The following is a 17,793-nucleotide window of genomic DNA, read 5'->3' on the forward strand; positions in this document are numbered from 1 at the left end:
GAAAAGGGACGCTGCGCGGGACGGCCGCCGTCCGGGGCCGCTCCTTCTTGTGCGACGCACGGCCCGAGGCGAAAGCGACCGGCCCGTGGCCACGTCTCTCGACCGCATACCCGCCAAGCCGCCGCGCCCCGCGCGCGTCGGCACCGGACCGGCGCCGCCCCGCCGTGTCCCCCTGCCGCTCCTCCTGACCGGCCTGGGTCTCGCCCTTCCCCTTTCGCTCGTCTGCGGGGCGGCGCTCGGGGCGTCAGGGCTCTCCTGGGCCGAGGTGACGCGCTACCTGTGGGCAGGGCTCACCGGCGGGCCCATCGGCGCCGACGAGGTCCCGGCCTACACCATCGTCTGGGAACTGCGCCTGCCACGAGCGGTTCTGGCAGCTGTCGTCGGTGCCGGTCTGTCCGCCATAGGCGTCGCCGTCCAGGCCATGGTCCGCAACGCGCTCGCCGACCCGTTCGTGCTCGGCATCTCCTCGGGCGCCGCGGTCGGCGCCAACGCCGTCCTCATCTTCGGGGCCCTGGGCGCTCTGGGCATCTGGGCGCTGTCCGCCGCGGCGTTCGGCTCCGCGCTCCTGGCCATGCTGCTCGTGTACGCGGTCGCCCGCACCGAACGCGGTCTCACCCCGCTCCGGCTCGTGCTGACGGGGACCGCGATGTATTACGGCTTCTCGGCCGTCACCACGTTCATGGTGTTCGCGGCCGAGCGCGGGGAAGCGGCCCGCTCCGCGATGATGTGGCTGCTCGGCAGCCTGAGCGGGGCCAATTGGGCCGCGGTGCCGATCGCCGCCGGGGCGGTGCTCGCCGGCCTCGCGCACCTCGGCTGGTCGGCGCGGCGCCTGAACGCCCTCGCCATGGGCGACGAGACCGCCGCCGCGCTCGGCGTCGACCCCGGTCGACTGCGCCGGGAACTCTTCCTCGTCTCCGCGGCCGTCACCGGGGCGGTCGTCGCGGTCAGCGGGGCGATCGGCTTCGTCGGCCTGATGGTCCCGCACGCCACCCGGATGCTGGTCGGCGCGGACCACCGGCGGCTCCTGGCCGTCGCACCCCTCGCCGGAGCCGTCCTGCTGATCTGGGTGGACATTCTCTCGCGCGTGGTGCTCGCCCCGGCCGAACTGCCGGTCGGCGTCCTCACCGCGGTCATCGGCGTTCCCTGCTTCATCCTCCTCATGCGCCGGCGCGCCTACTCCTTCGGGGGCATCTGATGAGGATCGACATCGACGCGCTCACCGTCGAGATCGCCGGCGCCCGCCTGGTCGACCACGTCACCCTGGGCGCGGCCGAGGGGCAGCTCGTCGGCCTGGTCGGCCCCAACGGCAGCGGGAAGTCGACCCTGTTGCGCTGCGTCTACCGCGCCCTGCGGCCGTCCGCCGGCGCCGTCAGGATCGGCGGCGAGGACCTCCACACCCTCTCCACCCGGGAAGGCGCCCGCCGACTGGCCGCACTTCCGCAGGACGCGGTCGCCGAATTCGACTTCACCGTCGCCGAGATCGTCGCCATGGGCCGTCTGCCGCACCAGGGACCGATGGCCCGCACGACCGACGAGGACCGCCGCCGCTGCGACGATGCGCTGGACGGTGTCGGGGCGAGGCACCTGGCCGAACGTGGCTTCCTCACCCTCTCCGGCGGCGAGCGGCAGCGCGTCCTGATCGCCCGTGCGCTCGCCCAACAGCCCCGGGTCCTGGTACTCGACGAGCCCACCAACCACCTGGACATCGCCCATCAACTGGAGGTCCTCGCCCTGGTCCGCGGCAGCGGCCTGACCGTGCTGACCGCCCTGCACGACCTGAACCTCGCCGCCCTGCACTGCGATGTCGTCCACGTCATCGACAGCGGCCGGATCGTCGCCTCCGGCCCCCCGCACGACGTCCTGACCACCGGGCTGCTGGCCGACGTCTTCGGCGTACGGGCGCACCGCGTCACACACCCCGAGACCGGTGCCCTGCAACTGCTCTTCGACCTTCCCCCGGCCCGTCCCACCTCCTGAAGGAGATTCGCCTCCCATGCCCCACCCCCTGCGCCCCGCGGCCCTCGTCCTCGCCGCCGCCCTGGCCCTCACCGGATGCGGAGCGGACGTCACACCGGCAGTCGACGGGAAGGACGGCACCGCACAGCCCGACCGCCACTACCCGGTGACCGTGGAGAACTGCGGTGAGGAGAAGCGCTACGACAAGGCCCCGCAGCGCGTCGTGACCAACGACGTCGGCATCACCGAGATCATGTTCGCCCTCGGGCTCGAGGACCACATGGCCGGATACGTGATGCCCGACGACAAGGGCGACATGACGTCCGTCCCCTGGAAGGACGGCTACAAGAAGACCAAGTGGCTCTCCAAGGAGCGCATCAACAAGGAGCTGGTCCTCGACGCCCGGGCCGACCTGGTCTTCGCCGGCTGGAACTACGGATTCAACGAGGGCGAGGGCTTCACCCCCGCCGAGCTGAAGCGCGTGGGCGTCGACTCCTACCTGCTCAGCGAGTCGTGCCGGAACGGCCAGGGCAAAGCCCGCGGCGTCATGCCCCCGCTCGAAGCGCTCTACACCGACCTGCTGAACCTCGGGAAGATCTTCGACGTCGAGGAGCGGGCGAAGTCCCTCGTCACCTCGTTCCGGAAGGAGGTCGCCGACGCGCGCTCCCGTGCCGCGACGGGCGACGACCGCCTCCGCGTCTTCCTCTACGACGACGGCAAGGACAAGCCCCTGACCTCGGGCGCGTACGCCGGACCGCACGACATCATCACGAAGGCCGGCGGCGATCACATCATGAAGGACCTCAAGGACAGCTGGACCACGGTCGGCTGGGAGACGGTGGTCGACCGCGACCCCGAGGTCATCGTCATCAACAACTACGGCGACACCGGCGCGGACGAGAAGCGGAAGTTCCTGAAGTCCTACAAGCCCCTCGCCGGCGTATCGGCGATCAAGAACGACCGCATCGTCGTGCTCGACTACGTGGACCTCGTCGAGAGCCCGCGCAATCCGGCGGCCGTCAGCTCGCTCGCCGAGGACCTGAGGCACTTCGCACGGTGAAGGAGCATGGCGTGCGTACGCGGCAGGGATCACCGCGTACGCACGCCGTGCCGCCGGGCCGGGTCAGCCGTTGAACGTGTCCGGGTCGGGCCCGGTGCGCTCGTCACGGTTGAGGGCGGAGATCTCACCGATGTCCCCCTCGGTGAGCTCGAAGTCGAACAGCGCGAAGTTGTCCTGGATGCGCTTCAGCGTCACGGACTTGGGGAACACGATGTCCCCGCGCTGCACATGCCAGCGCAGCACCACCTGCGCCGGCGTCCTGCCCACCCGCTCGGCGATCCGCGTGATCGTCGGGTCGGAGAGCACCTTGCCCTGGGCGATGGGCGACCACGCCTCCGTGGCGATGCCGTGCTCCGCCCCGAAGGCCCGCAGGGGCTCCTGCGTGAGGTACGGGTGCACCTCGATCTGGTTGACGGCGGGCACCACCGTGCTGCTGTCCAGCAGCCTGCGCAGATGGTTCTCCTGGAAGTTGGAGACCCCGATCGCCTTGGCGCGCCCGGACCGGTAGATCTCCTCCAGCGCCTTCCACGTCTCCACGAAGTCGCCCGGACCACCCGGCAGGGGCCAGTGGATGAGGAAGAGGTCCAGGTAGTCGAAGCCCAGCTCCTCCAGGGAACGGTCGAACGCCCGGCGCGCCTCGTCGGGTGCGTGCGCGCCGTTGTTCAGCTTGCTCGTGACGAAGACGTCGGCGCGGTCGAGCCCGGATTCCCGGACCGCTTGGCCGACCTCCTTCTCGTTGCCGTACATCTGCGCCGTGTCGATGTGCCGGTAGCCGGTCTCCAGAGCGGCGACCGTGGTCTCGCAGGTCTCGTCCGGCGGGATCTGGAAGGTCCCGAAGCCGAGCTGCGGGATCGCCACACCGTTGTTGAGGGTGATGGGCGGTACTGAGGGCACGGTTGCTCCTTGCTCTGTCGACGGCCTCGGAGGGCGGTGAGAGGGATGGACGCTTGGGATGAGGCGGTCAGCCGCCTCCCACAGGGGTACCCGACTGCCCAAGCAGAAAACTGCTCATAGGCATCTATATCGGTAATAAGTCGCGTTCGCAGAGTGACGGGGAGAGGGGGAGCGAGAGGGGGCGCGCGTCGCTCCCTACGCGGGTCCTGCCGTCGCGTCGGCGTGGACGGGAACTCCGAGCCGGGCCGCCGCGGCGGTGAGGGCCGATCCCAGCGGAAGCGCGATCCGGGTCACGGCGTGTCGGTCGCCCCGGGTCGCATCCCGGTTGACGATCAGCACCGGCGTACCGGCCCCCGCGGCCTGGCGGACGAAGCGCAGCCCCGACATCACGGTCAGCGAGGACCCCAGGACCAGCAGGGTGCGCGCTCCGCGGACCAGGGTGCGGCAGTGCTCGACCCGCCGCGGGGGCACGGCCTCGCCGAAGAACACCACGTCCGGCTTGAGGACGCCCCCGCACACGGCGCAGGGCACCACCCGGAAGTCCCCGACCTGCTCGTCCGTGAGATCCGCGTCGCCGTCCGGGTTCATCGAGGAGGCCACCGGCGCGAAACCCTCGTTGGCCGCCTCCAGCCGGTGCGCCAGCTCGCGGCGCGGGCTGAAGGAGCCGCAGGAGAGGCAGACGACCCGGTCCAGACGTCCGTGCAGGTCCACGACGTCCTGGCTGCCCGCGGCCTGGTGCAGGCCGTCGACGTTCTGGGTGATCACCCCCGCGAGCAGGCCCTGTCGCCCGAACGCGGCCACGGCCCGGTGTCCGGCGTTGGGCCGGGCGCGGCCGAACGTACGCCAGCCGAGGTGGCTGCGCGCCCAGTAGCGACGCCGGGCCCCGGCATCGGCCGTGAAGTCCTGGTAGGTCATGGGAGTGTGGCGGCTCAGGCTCCCGCCCTCGCCCCGGTAGTCGGGGATGCCCGACTCCGTGGAGATGCCCGCCCCGCTCAGGACCAGGACACCGCCACCGCGCAGCGCCTCGGCGACCGGCTCCAGATCCGTCGTACCCGGCGGAGGCTCCTCGGCGGAGGTCCAGCTCAGGGTGGGTCGCATGCGCATGCCCTCCAGGGTACGGAACGGACCCCGGAGCCGTCGGTCTCGCGCCACCACGGGGTGGGGGTCGAATTCCGGCCTCATTTCATGACAGGGGCATGACCAAGACGCGATCGCGGCATAGCTCCTGCGGCCCGGGAGGAACGGCAGCCGGCCATCGAGGCCGTTCGGTTCCCCGCGAACCGGCCGTTCTCCCACTCGCCCGGCTCCACGCGGAGCCGGGCCCCCCATGAGTGAAGGGACGAACAATGCTGGATTCCCGATGGTTCAAGGCGGCCGGTGTCGCCGTGGCGCTCACCCTGGCCTCGGTCTCGGCCACGGCGGCGCACGCCGCTCCCGCGCCCGACCCGGCAGCGGAGAGCACGGCGGCCGTGGTGACGCTCCGCTATGACGACAGCCGGGCCGGCGGCTGGGAGGCTGCGATCGCGGCAGGAGTCGCCTCCTGGAACGGACACGTCGGCAACGTCAAGCTCGTCGAGGCCGCCCCCGGCACGCGGGCCGAGATACAGATCGTGGCCACCAGCGGCTGGCCGCAGGCCACGCTCGGCCCGGTCCGCCCCGGAGGCCAGGCCCGGGTGGAGCTGGGCAGCCTGGCGGTCGCCCAGGGCCACGACAAAACCCGTATCGCCGCCCATGAACTCGGCCACAGCCTGGGCCTGCCGGACACCAAGCCCGGCCCTTGCTCCCAGCTGATGTCGGGCTCCAGCGCCGGTACGAGCTGCGCGAACGCGGTTCCGAACGCGGCCGAGCGCGCCCGCGTGGAGTCCGCCTACGCGGGCGGTCTCGCCTCCCGCGTCCCGGCCGACGGCCGCGTCCTGGTGGACGCCCCGTAATCGGCCGTACGGCGAAGGGCGGGGAGCCGGGCTCGCACCGAACCGGCTCGCCGCCGAGCGGCGGGCGAGGACCGGGGAATCACCGGTCCCTCGGGGCGAAGGGCCCGCCGCAGCCGAAGGCGTGCCGAGCGAAACGTTCGGCGATACGCCGGTGGGCGGCGGGATCCGGGTGCAGACCGTCGGGCAACGGGAGCTCGGCGTGGTCGTCCGCGCCGTAGAGATCCAGCCCGTCGAGGTGGTGCAGATGGGGATCGGTGGCCGCACGCTCCTCGACGATCCGGGCCAGCTGGTCCCGGATCACGGTCAACGTGAGCTTCCCCGCGGCGACCTCCGCCGGATCGCCGGTGGCCATGAACCCCACCCGCCCCTCGCTCATCGCGGTGAAGTCCGGGGCGAGCGGCCCCGGGGTGTTCTCGTGGATGGGGCAGTGGATGGGCGAGATCACCAGCAGCGGTGCGCTGGGGTGCCCGTCGCGAAGGGTGTCGAGGAAGCCGTGGACGGCCGGACCGAAGGCGCGCAGCCGCATCAGGTCGGCGTTGACGATGTTGATGCCGATCTTGACGCTGAGCAGGTCGGCGGGGGTGTCGCGCATGGCCCGGGCGGTGAAGGGATCGAGCAGGGCGCCGCCGCCGAACCCCATGTTGATCAGTTCGGCGCCGCCCGAGGCCGCGGCCAGGGCGGGCCAGGTGCCGGTCGGGGTGGCGGCGTTGGAGCCGTGGCTGATGGAACTGCCGTGGTGCAGCCAGACCGGTCGGCCGTTCGGCCGGGGGCTCCCGAGCGGCGCGTCGGTGCGCAGGGCGACGAGGAGCGTCGTCTCGTCGTGGGGCAGCCAGATCTCGACGTCCTTCTCGCCGTCCGGCAGGCCGTTGAACCGGAGCGTCTCCACGGGGCCCGGCCGGGTCTGAGCCGTCCCCGTGGACATGTCGACGGTGAGCGTGTCGCCGCCGGAAGCGCAGGTCCGGCCCATGAGGCGGCCGTCCACGAGGAGTTCGTACACCCCGTCGGGGCGCGGCGGCGCTCCGACGTAGACGCGCTTGGTGGCCACCACGTCCAGTTCGACGGCGGTGGCCCGGGTGCGGAACGCCAGCCGGACGCCGGCGGGCTGCGATTCGGCCATGGCCAGCTGGGCGTCGGAGATCTGCGCCCGAGCCCGGGCGGGCAGCCGGTGCGGCAGTACCCCACGGTCGGTCTGCTCGAGGTCGAGCGCGCCCCGCAGGATGTCGGCGCTGATGGGGGTCGTCGTCCAGCCGTGCCGGGTGGTCATGTCCTCGGTCTCTTCGTTCGTCGGGAGGGGAGGGGCGCCCGGGTCAGGAGGAAGCGGGCCAGTTGCGCAGCAGGGAGTCGAGTGCGTCGAGGATCCCCGTCCAGCTCTCCTCGGAGGAGGGGGCGCTGTGGCCGAAACTGCCCGACATCTCCAGCTCCACGTAGCCGTTGAAGACGCTGCCCAGCAGACGTACCGCGTGTGTCTCCTGCAGTTCGGTCAGGTCGTAGCCGCGCAGGATCGCCCGTGTCATCCGGGAGTGGCGCACGCCCGCGCTCGCTGCCGCCGCGTCCGCGTCGAGGCGGAACCGGGCCGCGGCGAAGCGGCCCGGGTGCTGGAACGCGTAATGCCGGTAGGCGTTGGCGAAGGCGACGAGCGCGTCCCGGCCCGCCCGCCCCGCGATGGCCGCCGACGCCTGGTCGGCGAGTTCCTCCAGGACCAGCAGGGCGATCCTGGTCTTGAGATCATGGGCGTTCTTGACGTGCGAGTACAGGCTCGCGGTCCTGATGTCCAGCTTCCGGGCGAGCTCGGAGGGGGTCACCTGCTCGAAGCCGATCTCGTCCGCCAGCTCGGCGCCCGCCCGCACCACGCGCTCCACGGTCAGCCCCGCTCGTACCATGCCGTCCTCCGAACGTTTCCTGACTCTCGCCTAAAGAAATATACGTTTGCCTAACACTCTTAGGCAACTTAGCGTGGAACGCATGAAACCCCTGACCGAGCGAGAGATTCGCAGTGCCTTCGTGAACTGCACCAAGGGCGAGGCCAAGCGCCTGTCCGTCCCCCGTGACCTGGCCGACCGGCCCTGGGACGACCTGGACTTCCTGGGGTGGCGCGACCCCCAGGCCCCCGACCGGGCCTACCTGGTGATGGAGTCCGGCGACGGCCACACGGCCATCCAGTTGCGCTCGACCGACGCCGGCTCCTGGCAGACCCGCCGCAGCATGTGCTCGTTGTGCATGACCGTCCACACCGGGGGAGTCTCCCTGCTGGTGGCCCCCAGATCCGGAAAGGCGGGCCAGCAGGGCAACTCGGTCGGCGCCTACATGTGCAGCGACCTCGCCTGCTCGCTCTACGTGCGCGGGAAGAAGGACGCGGGCACGGGCGGACGGCTCCGTGAGTCCCTCACCCTGGAGCAGCAGATCGAACGAACCGTCGTGAATCTCGCGGCATTCATCGCCAAGGTCACCGCGTGACGCGCTGAGCGTCCCGCAGCCGCGCGGACTGTGCGATTCCGGACAGCCGGGTGAGCGGATTCGGGCCCCGCGTATACCTGGGATCTGTCCGAATCCCGCCCGTCACTCCCTCCCGGCCTGAGGGGATGCGTAAGCGTTCGATCATGTGCGAAGAAGACCGGCCAGATCCGATGCTCCGCGATGTGGCCGGTCCACGTGTCGACCAGATAGGTGCCTGGGGCATCCAATTGGTGGTAGGTGCGGAGCGACCCGCTCCGCACCTACCACCGAGCACTGCGAGGCGACCGCTCCATGACGGAACCCATGACGGAACCGGCCCGCCAGGACCGTGCCTTCACCGGCACTTCCACCGAACCGACCCCCGCACCACCGTTCCCGCAGGACCGTGAGTGCCCCTACCACCCGCCCACCGGCTACGAATCACTGCGTGCACAGGGCCCGTTGAGCCGGGTCACGCTCTTCGACGGACGCCCGGTCTGGGCCGTCACCGGGCACGCGCTCGCTCGTCGCCTCCTCGCGGACCCCCGGCTCTCCACCGACCGCACCCACCCCGGCTTCCCCATTCCGGCCGAGCGGTTCACGCAGACGCGCCAGCGGCGCGTGGCGCTCCTCGGCGTCGACGACCCCGAGCACAACGCCCAGCGCAGGAAGCTCATCCCGAGCTTCTCGGTGAAGCGGATCGCCGCGCTGCGCCCACAGATCCAGGAGACGGTGGACGGGCTGCTGGACGCGATGGAGCGGCAGGGGCCGCCCTCCGAACTGGTCGCCGACTTCGCACTGCCGGTGCCGTCGATCGTGATCTGCGCGCTCCTCGGCGTGCCCTACGCCGACCACGCGTTCTTCGAGGGCTGCTCGCGCCGCCTTCTGCGCGGCCCGGCTGCGAGCGACGTGGAGGGCGCGCGGATCGAACTGGAGGAGTATCTGGGCGCGTTGATCGACCGCAAGCGCGCGGAACCGGGCGATGGGCTGCTGGACGAACTGATCCACCGGGACCATCCGGACGGGCCGGTCGGCCGCGAGGATCTCGTCTCCTTCGCCCTGATCCTGCTCGTCGCGGGACACGAGACGACGGCGAACATGATCTCGCTCGGCACGTTCACGCTGCTGCGGCATCCCGGTCAACTGGCGGCGCTGCGGTCCGGGGAGACGACGACGGCCGCGGTGGTCGAGGAACTCCTGCGTTTCCTCTCCATCGCCGAAGGCCTGCAACGGTTGGCGGCCGAGGACATCGAGGTGGACGGGACGACGATCCGCAAGGGCGAGGGCGTCTTCTTCTCGACCTCGCTCATCAACCGCGACGCCGACGTGTTCGATCATCCCGAGACGCTGGACTGGGACCGGTCCGCCCGCCACCATCTCGCCTTCGGCTTCGGCGTCCACCAGTGCTTGGGCCAGAACCTGGCCCGGACCGAGCTCGACATCGCCCTGCGCACCCTCTTCGAGCGGTTGCCGGCCCTCAGGCTGGCCGTACCCGCAGACGAGATCCGGCATAAACCGGGCGACACCATCCAGGGTCTGCTCGAACTGCCCGTGGCCTGGTGAGGGGTATGGGCATCCGGGTCGACAGGGAACGCTGCGTGGGCGCCGGTATGTGTGCGTTGACCGCGCCGGACGTGTTCACACAGGACGACGACGGGTTCAGCGAGATGCTCCCCGACCGCCCGGCGGTGACGGGGAGTCACCCACTGGTACGGGAAGCCGCACGAGCCTGCCCGGTCGGGGCGGTGTCCCTCGCCGACGACTGAACCCCGACGACTGACGACGGCGGGGGATGGTCCGGGACGCGGGGTCCGGACCGGGCCGGACCCGGCGGGGGAGAGAGGCACCTGCCCCGCCGGGTCCCGGCCGCTACGCGGCGGGGGTCGGGTTGACCGTCACCCATCCCGTGTTGTTGCGGGGCTTCGGGTCGTGCGGGAAGCCGGTACCCCTGATCACCGGACGCAGGGCCACCTGCCCCTTCGCGTCGGGCACGACCGTGTCGACACGGAGATCGAAGCGGAAGGTGCGCACGGTGTCCTCCAGCACCCAGTACGGCATCTCGCACACGTAACGCGGAGCGCCCAGACGCCCGGACCGGTCATTGCCGTCATCCAGCGTGCGGGGGTCGCACGCGGCGGGTGCGCGGGTGACGGTGACACCCTCGGGGACCGTGAAGTCGACCAGGGCGACCGAGTCACCCGAACCGAGGTTGCCGATCCAGCCCGGCCCCTTGTTGCGGAAGGTGAGCGAGGCCTTCACGGTCTCGCCCACGGCGCCGCTGACCCGGGAACCGCGTACCGCGAAGTCGGCCGTGTTCACCGCGTCCACCGCGAGAATCCTGTAGTTGTTCTCGTCGTTGATGTCCGCGACCCCGTCGGCGGGCTGCACGCCGACGTCGAGACGCTCCCGCAACGCGTGGTCCGCCAGGGCGATCCGCAGCGGCTCCGGCAGGGTGAAGCTTTCACCGGACTGGAGCACCCGGTCGAAGGCGCACTCGGCACGGGACATGGGCGCGTAGTCGCCGCCCGTCTGCGTGTACGTGCACGCGTCGTACCGCGAGTCGAAGCCGAGGCCGTACGACGCCATCATCCCGAGGGTGAAGCCTCGTGCGGGCTCCTTCCCCTCGTTGGTCACCCTGAGCGGCGCCGTGAGCACCGTCCCGGGGGCGGCGCCCTTCACCGGGTCGAGCCCCTCCAGGACGAGGTCGGGGCCGGAGGCCACGGTGAGCGTGGTCTCGAAGGAGTCCAGCGGCGCCTCCAGCGTCCCCTCCGGGCCACCGGTCGCGGTCGCCGCGTACGTGATCCGGCCCTGCGCTCCCGCCTCGGAGCTGTCGGCGGCGCGGACCTCCAGCAGCACCTGCGGGCTGTAGTCCGAGCCGAGCACGGGCACCTGGGCGACGGAGCACACGGCGGTCGTCCCCGTGGGCGCGCAGTTCTCGGGCCAGGTCACCTCGGCCACACCCGCGAGCCCGGAGGCGTCGACGGTCAGACGGCCGTCCGTGACGGTGAAGTTGGAGTTGTCGTGGTACAGGCCGACCTGGACCGGGGTACCGGTCTCGGCACCTATCTGCAGGTTCTTCTCGGACGGCGCGGCGATCCACAGCTGGTCGGACTCGGCGGCGGACGCCGGTACGGACAGAGAGGCGAGCAGGATTCCAGCGGTCGCGACGGCGCCGGCGCCGAAGCGTACGAACGGGTGGACGGAGACGGGTCTCATGGTTCTCCAGTGACTGGGCACAAAGCACTCCTGCCGGGGCGTGGGATGCCCCGGCAGTTCGTTTGACGATCAAGGAACGCCCAGGGTTGTGCTGGGCCCCGCTCGAACCCCGGACGGGCCGTCGGAGAAGAGACCTGGTCACTCCGACGACCCGTCAGGCCGGCCCGCCGCCCGGCAACGAGAGCCGAGGCGACAGGGCACTGGACGGCTCAGAGGCCGAACTCCTGCGGGGAGACGCCGAGCGCCACGCACGCCTCCCGCAGAACCTGCGCCTCCGCCGGGGCGATGTACCCTTCCGCGCCGGCGATCACGAAACCGGTCTGGACGACCGCCTTGGCCTCCACCGGCTTCTTCGCCGCCTTGGCGATCTCCTGCATGGCTTCGGCCCTGCCCTGCTGGAAGTTGAACATCAGCTGGTCGACATGTTTGTTGAACCGCTGCCGAAGCTGCTCGGGAGGGAAGTTCTGCAGTACGTCGTTCTGCAGGATCAGGTTCTCCACATGGTGCCGCTCGGCGGGGTCGACGGACCCGTCGGCGGCCGCGACCAGCGCGCACATCGCCATGCTGGCATCCCGGTAGGCCCCACTCTTGAGCTCCGTCTTCAGGGAGCCGAGCTGCGACTTGAGCAGTCCGACCAGCTTCTCCTTCGAGCCCCCAGAGCCCCCTGCCCCCGGCTGCCGCTGACCGGCGGGCCCCCTCGCGCCCTGGGCCTGCTGCTGCAACCCCTTGGCCTGGTCCTTGATGCGATCCCACATTGCCATGTCTGCCACCTCGTCGATCGGATCGATGGGCCGCGCATCGCACGCGGCCCCTTGACGTTCATGCCTGCAAAACGGTCATATGCGGTGGGTCTGCCGCTCGCCCCGGAGACCAGACTGAATAGGGAATGCGCAGGCGCGGTGCGCGCAGATCGGGACGCGCCGGCCCCTGTCGGTGAGCGGAGGATCGGCGTTCGCATTCCGGAGGGTCACCGGGTGACCGGGCGACCTCGCTCAGCAGCGAAGGACCCGGGCCTGGGCAGGGCTTCGCGAACCCGTGGACGAAGCATGGTGCCGGGAGACGCCCGCCGCGCAGTCGTGCAGATCCGGTACCGAGGAAGGAACGCCTGCCTGAACGGAGGGCGAGGCCGTCGTGCTTCCCGCCTTGTGGCGCTGCTGGAGCGTGACGTCACCGTCCACGCCGTCCAACGGAACACTCGGCCCGGTCGTGTCGAACACGGACACGGCGTGGGCCGGAGAATGTGCTGCCGCGTCGACCGCCCCCAGGGTGGGGGAGGGGAACCCAGGGCGAACGCGGAAATCATCAGGAGCACGGCGATACCGGCGTAGAGGGCCGGCATCTCCCTGCAGCGCATTCCAACGCTCCTTGTCCCGGTCGATTCGGCCCGTAGAACGAACTGTCAAAGCTTTGCGGCGAATTGCCCCCGCAGGGCTGCACCCTAACAGCCCGGATCGAAGGGAATCGGAAGCCCATTTCGCCCAACGCCCACGGGGTCAGTACGGCAGGCCCTCCGCCGCGGCCCGCAGTGCGGCGAGGACGCACGCCCTGATCTCCTCGCCCGACGCCTCGGGATCGTCCGCGTAGCGGTGCGCGAACTCCTCCGCCGCCGCGCGCAGCGCGCCGTTGACGGTTGCCGCGTGCACCTTCGTGCGCAGGTCGTCTGCGCTGCCACCGGACCTTCGGGCGAGGAGTTCCGCGAGCACCGGCAAGGCGTCGTCGTGGGCCTGCAGCCAGACGGCCCGGAGCGCGGGCTCGGTGGACGTCATACGGATCAGGTCGAGGATGGCCGGGGCAGCGGGGGGCAGGGTGCCGCTCCGGCCGGTCCGCGTCACGAAGTCCACCAGCGTCATCCCGGGCGGCCACCAGGCCAGTTGCTCCACGGCGAACTGGAGCCCCGCCGACAGCACGGGCAGGACGCAGGCCTCCTTTGTGGGGAAGTGCCGCCACAGAGTGCGGGACGAGATGCCCACGGCCCGGGCGATCTCCTCGCCCGTGGTGCCGGTGACACCCTGCGAGGTGAAGAGGCGGACCGCCTCGCCGGCGATCTCCAGGCGGAGAGCGGCCCGGCGCCGCTGAGCTAGCGACTGCCTGCCGACGGCCTCCGCCATGAGGCCGCCCGCCTCGAACCGGCGTCCCGCGGGCGGGAGTTCACTCACCTGCGCCCCCGCCTTCCGTTCCCGTCCCCGGCCCCGTTCCGTCCCGGCAGCATAGCGAGCGGTGAAGGAAATGGCGCATGCAGACGTCTTGTCGCTGAGTGACACCCAGATCTACGCTGCCGAAACTGACTGGTAAGTAACAAGCTGGTTCCGAGGGGGACTTGGCGTGCGGGGTCGTTCCCCTCACTTCATTCTCAACGGCTCGGCCGCCACCACAACCCTCAACCCTCCGCACAAGAAGCGAGGAGCACACCGTGAGCCGCACGAGAACCCGTCCCCGTTCCGCCACCCCTGTTTTGGGCCCGGACCGGGGCGCCGCCCGGCCGGAAGAGGCCGACCGCCGCCCCTCGTCCCGCCTGCGCGTCCTGGCCTGCGTCCTGGCCGCCGGAACCGCCTGTGCGGGTCTGTCGGCCGTCCCGGCATCCGCAGCCGGGACCCCTCCCGTGGTCTCCCGGGGCGTCACCATCCCGACGTTCTACACGCCCCCGGCCGAACTGCCCGCAACCAACGGTGCGTTGATCCGCACCGAGGCCCTGCCCCTGGGGCTGGACATTCCCGGCCTCGACGGCCGCCCGATGCCGGGGACCGCGACCCGCCTCATGTACAGGTCCACCGACGCCGCCGGGCAGCCCGTCGCCGTGACCGGCGCCTACATCGAGCCCTCGGCAGCGTGGAAGGGATCCGGCCCGCGCCCCCTGGTCGCCGTCGCCTCGGGCACCATGGGCCAGGGCGACCAGTGCGCGCCGTCCTTCGCCCTGCAGCACCCGCTCACCCTCAACGGCGACACCGTCTCCGTGGGCTACGAGGCGCTGGCCATCTACCGCATCCTGGCCACCGGGGCGGCCGTCGTCGTCACCGACTACGTGGGCCTGGGTACCACGGACCGCCTGCACACCTACGTCAACCGCCTCGACCAGGGACACGCCCTGCTGGACGCGGCCCGTGCCGCCCGCTCCGTGCCCGGCGCCTCGGTCACCACGGCCTCCCGGACCGGCCTGTACGGCTACAGCCAGGGTGGCGGCGCCAGCGCGGCGGCCGCCGAACTCCAGCCCTCCTACGCCCCCGACGTACCGCTCGCCGGGACCTACGCCGGCGCGCCGCCCGCCGACCTGACCTCGGTCATGAAGGGCATCGACGGCAGTGCGCTCGCCGGCGCGCTGGCCTGGTCGATCAACGGGTTCGCCCAGTCCGACCCCGACCTGCGCGCGGTCGTCGAGGCGAACATCAGCACCACCGGGAAGGCCGCCCTGGCGGACGCCTCCACCATGTGCGTCGGTGACGCGATCTTCGGCTACGGATTCACCACGAGCAGCAAATGGACCACCAGCGGCAAGACCATCGGAGAGATCATCGCCGCCGAGCCCCGGGCCCGGGCCGCCCTGGACAAGCAGCGCATCGGAACGCTCAAGCCGTCCGGTCCCGTACGCCTGGCCACCGGCGTCAACGACGACATCGTCCCCCACGCCCAGGCCCGCCGGCTGGCGGTCGACTGGTGCCGCAAAGGCGGCGACGTCACCTACGACGCCGTCGTCCTGCCCAATCTCGGTGACAAGATCCTCACCAACCACCTCGTGCCCCTCCTCACCGACCAGGGCGAGGCGATCGGCTGGCTGACCGACCGCCTCGCGGGCAAACCGGCCACGTCCAACTGCTGGTCCATGCCGATCCAGCCCTGAACCCCCAGGGCCTTCCGCCCGCTCCGGGGGTGTCCCGCCGTGCACCGGTCGGCCTCGGCCACGGCGAGCCCCGGCCGAGCGGAAGCCGGCCGGCGAAGGATGACCGCGGGTGGCCCCGGACCGGGGCCACCCGCACCACCGCTGTCGCCTGGAGCGGCCCGGCCATGGAACTGGGGGTGGCCGTGGACCGCGACGTACGGTTCCTGCACGCACGCACGCTGGGGACTCCGCGTGAGCGGCTCGGTTATGCTCCCGCTGGGGGAGGGCGAACCGGAAGGCATGCGGAAACATGACAGGGCAGAGCGACCGTTGGGCGGAACTGACCGGTGGACAGGCGGGGAGGAGTACGCGCGGCGATTTGCCCGCCTTGCCGCATCGGGCCATGACGTCCACGGCGAAGCCACTTTCTGCACCGCGCTGCTGAAGCCCGGGGCCCGTGTGCTCGACGCCGGCTGCGGCACCGGCCGCATCGCGATCCGGCTCGCCGAACTGGGCCACCACTGCACCGGCGTGGACGTCGACTCCTCGATGCTGGCCGTCGCACGCCGTGAGGCGCCCGCACAGGACTGGCTCCTCGGTGACCTGGCCCGGCTGGACGCCCTCGGCCTGGATACGGACTTCGACCTGGTGCTCGCCGCCGGCAACGTCATTCCTCTGCTGGCTCCCGGCACCGGAGCGGCCGTCGTCGCGCAACTGGCCGGCGCACTGCGCCCGGGCGGCCTCCTGGTCACGGGCATGGGACTGGACGCCGCCCATCTGCCGCTGGAGGACGCGTCGGTGACCCTCGCCGAGTTCGACGAGTGGTGCACCCGGGCCGGACTGTCCCTGCGTCAGCGCTACGCGACCTGGAGCGGCGACCCCTACAGCGACGGCGGCGGCTATGCCGTCAGCGTGCACACCCGCCCGGCCACCTGACTGCTCACCGGGGACGGGGTGCGGCCGGGCTCCACTCGCCGAACCACTGCTCCGCGCCGAACTCCTCGAACCGCGTCACCTCGGTGAAACCGAGCTTCAACGCGAGGCGCATCGAAGCGACGTTGGCGATCTGGGTGCAGAGCCCCACCGGCTCACCGGGGCGCGCGGCGGCGAACCAGTCGAGCGCGGCGGCGCACGCCTCGGCCGCGTACCCCGAACCCCATGCCTCCGGCAGGAACATGTAGCCGATTTCGGTGCGGCCGCCCTCCGGACGGAGCCGGCCCGGACGCCCGGGGTCCCGCTGTTCCAAGGTGACCGTGCCGATCATCGCTCCATCGAGCTCCACGACGAAAAGTCCGGCCCGCCGCCCAGGCACCTCGGGCACAGCGCGTTCGAGCTCGTCCCGCGGATGGGGACCACCGAGGTAGACGCGCACGTGCGCCGACGCGAACAACTCGACGAACGCCGCACGGTCACGGGCCTCGGACTCACGGAGCACGAGCCGTGCCGTCGCGATCGGAGCAGGTGGCCAGGCGAACGATCCAGGTTCCGTCATGACGGAGAATTTATCGCACGCCTGTGCGTGTATGAGGGTGGTCTGCACGGCCCCGGTCACCACGCGTCGAGGACCGGAACCCCCGGGTCGTACCGCCGCCAGGCCTCGTCGAGGCGCGTGAGCCGGTGCGCGGCGGCAATGCCGTACAGGGCCGAAACCCTGCCGTCGGTGACGTCGAACGCCACGGCCCCCACGACCCGCTCCCCGACCACGGCGATCACGGCCGGGGAGCCGTTGACCCGCGCGAGATACATCGTCGTAGGGCCACCGGCCAGCCGACGCTTCGCCGGGGTGGGCTTGAACCCGGCCCGCACGAAGGAGGCGACCCGCTCGGGCGACCGGTACCGCAGCAGCCGCCTGGCCAGTCCCGCGCCGTCCGAGACCGCCGTCACGTCGTCCGTGAGCAGCGCCACCAGCCGGTCGGTGCGCCCCGACGTGGCGGCGGCCAGGAACTCTTCGACCACCCGGCGCGCCGCCGTGGGGTCGGGCGCACCGCCGCTGCGACGCCGTTCGTCCGCGAGCCGGATCCGGGCCCGATGGGCGTGCTGCTGGCACGCCGCCTTTGAGATCTCGAGGATGGCGGCGATCTCGGCATGGCTGTACGCGAAGGCCTCCCGCAGGACGTAGACGGCCCGCTCGTTGGGCGAGAGGCGCTCGACGAGGGTCAGCACGGCCAGGGAGACCGACTCCCGCTGCTCGAACGTGTCGGCGGGCCGAGCATCGGGTCGCCGTCGAGGAGCGGCTCGGGCAGCCACGCGCCGGCCGTCCGCTCGTGACGCGCGTGCGCCGAACGGAGCCGGTCGAGGCAGACATGGGTGAGGACCTTCGTCAGCCACGCCTCCGGCACCTCGATCCGCTCGCGGTCCGCGGCCTGCCAGCGCAGGAAGGTGTCCTGCACGGCGTCCTCGGCGTCGGCCGCCGACCCGAGCAGGCGGTACGCGAGCGAGGCCAGCCTGCCCCGGCCGGCCTCGAACGTGTCCACCGCCGCACTGTCCATGCG

The 17,793-nt window shown here is 71.4% G+C and carries 16 protein-coding genes and 2 pseudogenes; 9 read left to right on the plus strand and 9 right to left on the minus strand.

What is annotated here, in order from left to right; translation table 11 throughout:
• Positions 1–85 precede the first annotated feature (85 nt).
• The 3 genes from CCZ36_RS33495 to CCZ36_RS33505 are packed head-to-tail and all read left to right on the plus strand — an operon-like array spanning position 86 to position 3,016.
• The gene (locus CCZ36_RS33495) at positions 86–1,195 is read left to right on the plus strand and encodes a FecCD family ABC transporter permease (protein ID WP_069735891.1); all 1,110 of its coding nucleotides are present in this window, start codon (positions 86–88) and stop codon (positions 1,193–1,195) included.
• Positions 1,195–1,977: an ABC transporter ATP-binding protein gene (locus CCZ36_RS33500; protein WP_069741618.1), complete on the plus strand. Its 783-nt coding sequence runs from the start codon at positions 1,195–1,197 to the stop codon at positions 1,975–1,977. The genes CCZ36_RS33495 and CCZ36_RS33500 overlap by 1 nt, the downstream gene beginning before the upstream one ends.
• Positions 1,978–1,993: 16 nt before the next feature.
• The gene (locus CCZ36_RS33505; RefSeq protein WP_128819259.1) at positions 1,994–3,016 is read left to right on the plus strand and encodes an ABC transporter substrate-binding protein; all 1,023 of its coding nucleotides are present in this window, start codon (positions 1,994–1,996) and stop codon (positions 3,014–3,016) included.
• Between the two features lie 63 nt (positions 3,017–3,079).
• On the opposite strand, the gene CCZ36_RS33510 is transcribed toward CCZ36_RS33505, so the two are convergent.
• Together CCZ36_RS33510 and CCZ36_RS33515 are read right to left on the minus strand one after the other, a co-directional pair.
• On the minus strand, positions 3,080–3,910 hold the full coding sequence (locus CCZ36_RS33510; protein ID WP_128819260.1) for an aldo/keto reductase: 831 nt from the start codon (positions 3,908–3,910) through the stop codon (positions 3,080–3,082).
• 195 nt (positions 3,911–4,105) lie between these two features.
• Complete coding sequence (locus tag CCZ36_RS33515) at positions 4,106–5,008, minus strand: NAD-dependent protein deacetylase (RefSeq protein ID WP_443069854.1); 903 nt, start codon at positions 5,006–5,008, stop codon at positions 4,106–4,108.
• A gap of 248 nt (positions 5,009–5,256) precedes the next feature.
• Here CCZ36_RS33515 and CCZ36_RS33520 point away from each other — a divergent pair, with 248 nt between their 5' ends.
• Entirely contained in the window at positions 5,257–5,841 is a 585-nt protein-coding gene (locus tag CCZ36_RS33520; protein ID WP_128819262.1) for a snapalysin family zinc-dependent metalloprotease, read from the plus strand.
• A 79-nt stretch (positions 5,842–5,920) separates the two neighbouring features.
• Here CCZ36_RS33520 and CCZ36_RS33525 read toward each other — a convergent pair whose 3' ends face one another.
• Complete coding sequence (locus tag CCZ36_RS33525; RefSeq protein WP_069735885.1) at positions 5,921–7,105, minus strand: GDSL-type esterase/lipase family protein; 1,185 nt, start codon at positions 7,103–7,105, stop codon at positions 5,921–5,923.
• A gap of 43 nt (positions 7,106–7,148) precedes the next feature.
• A complete protein-coding gene (locus CCZ36_RS33530; protein WP_069735884.1) occupies positions 7,149–7,721 on the minus strand; it encodes a TetR/AcrR family transcriptional regulator in 573 nt (190 codons plus the stop codon).
• A gap of 82 nt (positions 7,722–7,803) precedes the next feature.
• Between CCZ36_RS33530 and CCZ36_RS33535 the strand changes: the two genes are divergently transcribed.
• From CCZ36_RS33535 to CCZ36_RS33545, 3 genes are all read left to right on the plus strand, one after another.
• Positions 7,804–8,295, plus strand: coding sequence for an FBP domain-containing protein (locus CCZ36_RS33535; RefSeq protein ID WP_069735883.1), 492 nt, complete (start codon positions 7,804–7,806; stop codon positions 8,293–8,295).
• 291 nt (positions 8,296–8,586) lie between these two features.
• Complete coding sequence (locus tag CCZ36_RS33540) at positions 8,587–9,837, plus strand: cytochrome P450 (protein ID WP_128819263.1); 1,251 nt, start codon at positions 8,587–8,589, stop codon at positions 9,835–9,837.
• Between the two features lie 5 nt (positions 9,838–9,842).
• On the plus strand, positions 9,843–10,040 hold the full coding sequence (locus tag CCZ36_RS33545) for a ferredoxin (RefSeq protein ID WP_069741612.1): 198 nt from the start codon (positions 9,843–9,845) through the stop codon (positions 10,038–10,040).
• A gap of 103 nt (positions 10,041–10,143) precedes the next feature.
• Here the strand turns inward: CCZ36_RS33545 and CCZ36_RS33550 are convergent, their stop codons facing one another.
• From CCZ36_RS33550 to CCZ36_RS33565, 3 genes are all read right to left on the minus strand, one after another.
• Positions 10,144–11,490, minus strand: coding sequence for a hypothetical protein (locus CCZ36_RS33550; RefSeq protein ID WP_128819264.1), 1,347 nt, complete (start codon positions 11,488–11,490; stop codon positions 10,144–10,146).
• Between the two features lie 209 nt (positions 11,491–11,699).
• Positions 11,700–12,251 carry a tellurite resistance TerB family protein gene (locus CCZ36_RS33555; protein WP_206515787.1) on the minus strand — a complete coding sequence of 184 codons (552 nt, stop codon included), beginning with the start codon at positions 12,249–12,251 and terminating at the stop codon, positions 11,700–11,702.
• Positions 12,252–12,983: 732 nt separating this feature from the next.
• Positions 12,984–13,598, minus strand: coding sequence for a TetR/AcrR family transcriptional regulator (locus CCZ36_RS33565; RefSeq protein ID WP_128819857.1), 615 nt, complete (start codon positions 13,596–13,598; stop codon positions 12,984–12,986).
• A 302-nt stretch (positions 13,599–13,900) separates the two neighbouring features.
• On the opposite strand from CCZ36_RS33565, the gene CCZ36_RS33570 reads away from it, so the two are divergent.
• Together CCZ36_RS33570 and CCZ36_RS33575 are read left to right on the plus strand one after the other, a co-directional pair.
• Positions 13,901–15,322, plus strand: a complete 1,422-nt coding sequence (locus CCZ36_RS33570; protein WP_128819265.1) for a lipase family protein — start codon at positions 13,901–13,903, stop codon at positions 15,320–15,322.
• Between the two features lie 289 nt (positions 15,323–15,611).
• A pseudogene (locus CCZ36_RS33575) lies at positions 15,612–16,237 on the plus strand (class I SAM-dependent methyltransferase).
• Positions 16,238–16,241: 4 nt separating this feature from the next.
• On the opposite strand, the gene CCZ36_RS33580 reads toward CCZ36_RS33575, so the two are convergent.
• A complete protein-coding gene (locus CCZ36_RS33580; RefSeq protein ID WP_128819266.1) occupies positions 16,242–16,793 on the minus strand; it encodes a GNAT family N-acetyltransferase in 552 nt (183 codons plus the stop codon).
• Between the two features lie 56 nt (positions 16,794–16,849).
• Positions 16,850–17,790 (minus strand): annotated as a pseudogene (locus CCZ36_RS33585) (sigma-70 family RNA polymerase sigma factor).
• Positions 17,791–17,793 lie beyond the last annotated feature (3 nt).

The sequence above is a fragment of the Streptomyces sp. S063 genome, assembly GCF_002832675.1.
GTDB classification, from domain to species: Bacteria; Actinomycetota; Actinomycetes; order Streptomycetales; family Streptomycetaceae; genus Streptomyces; species Streptomyces sindenensis.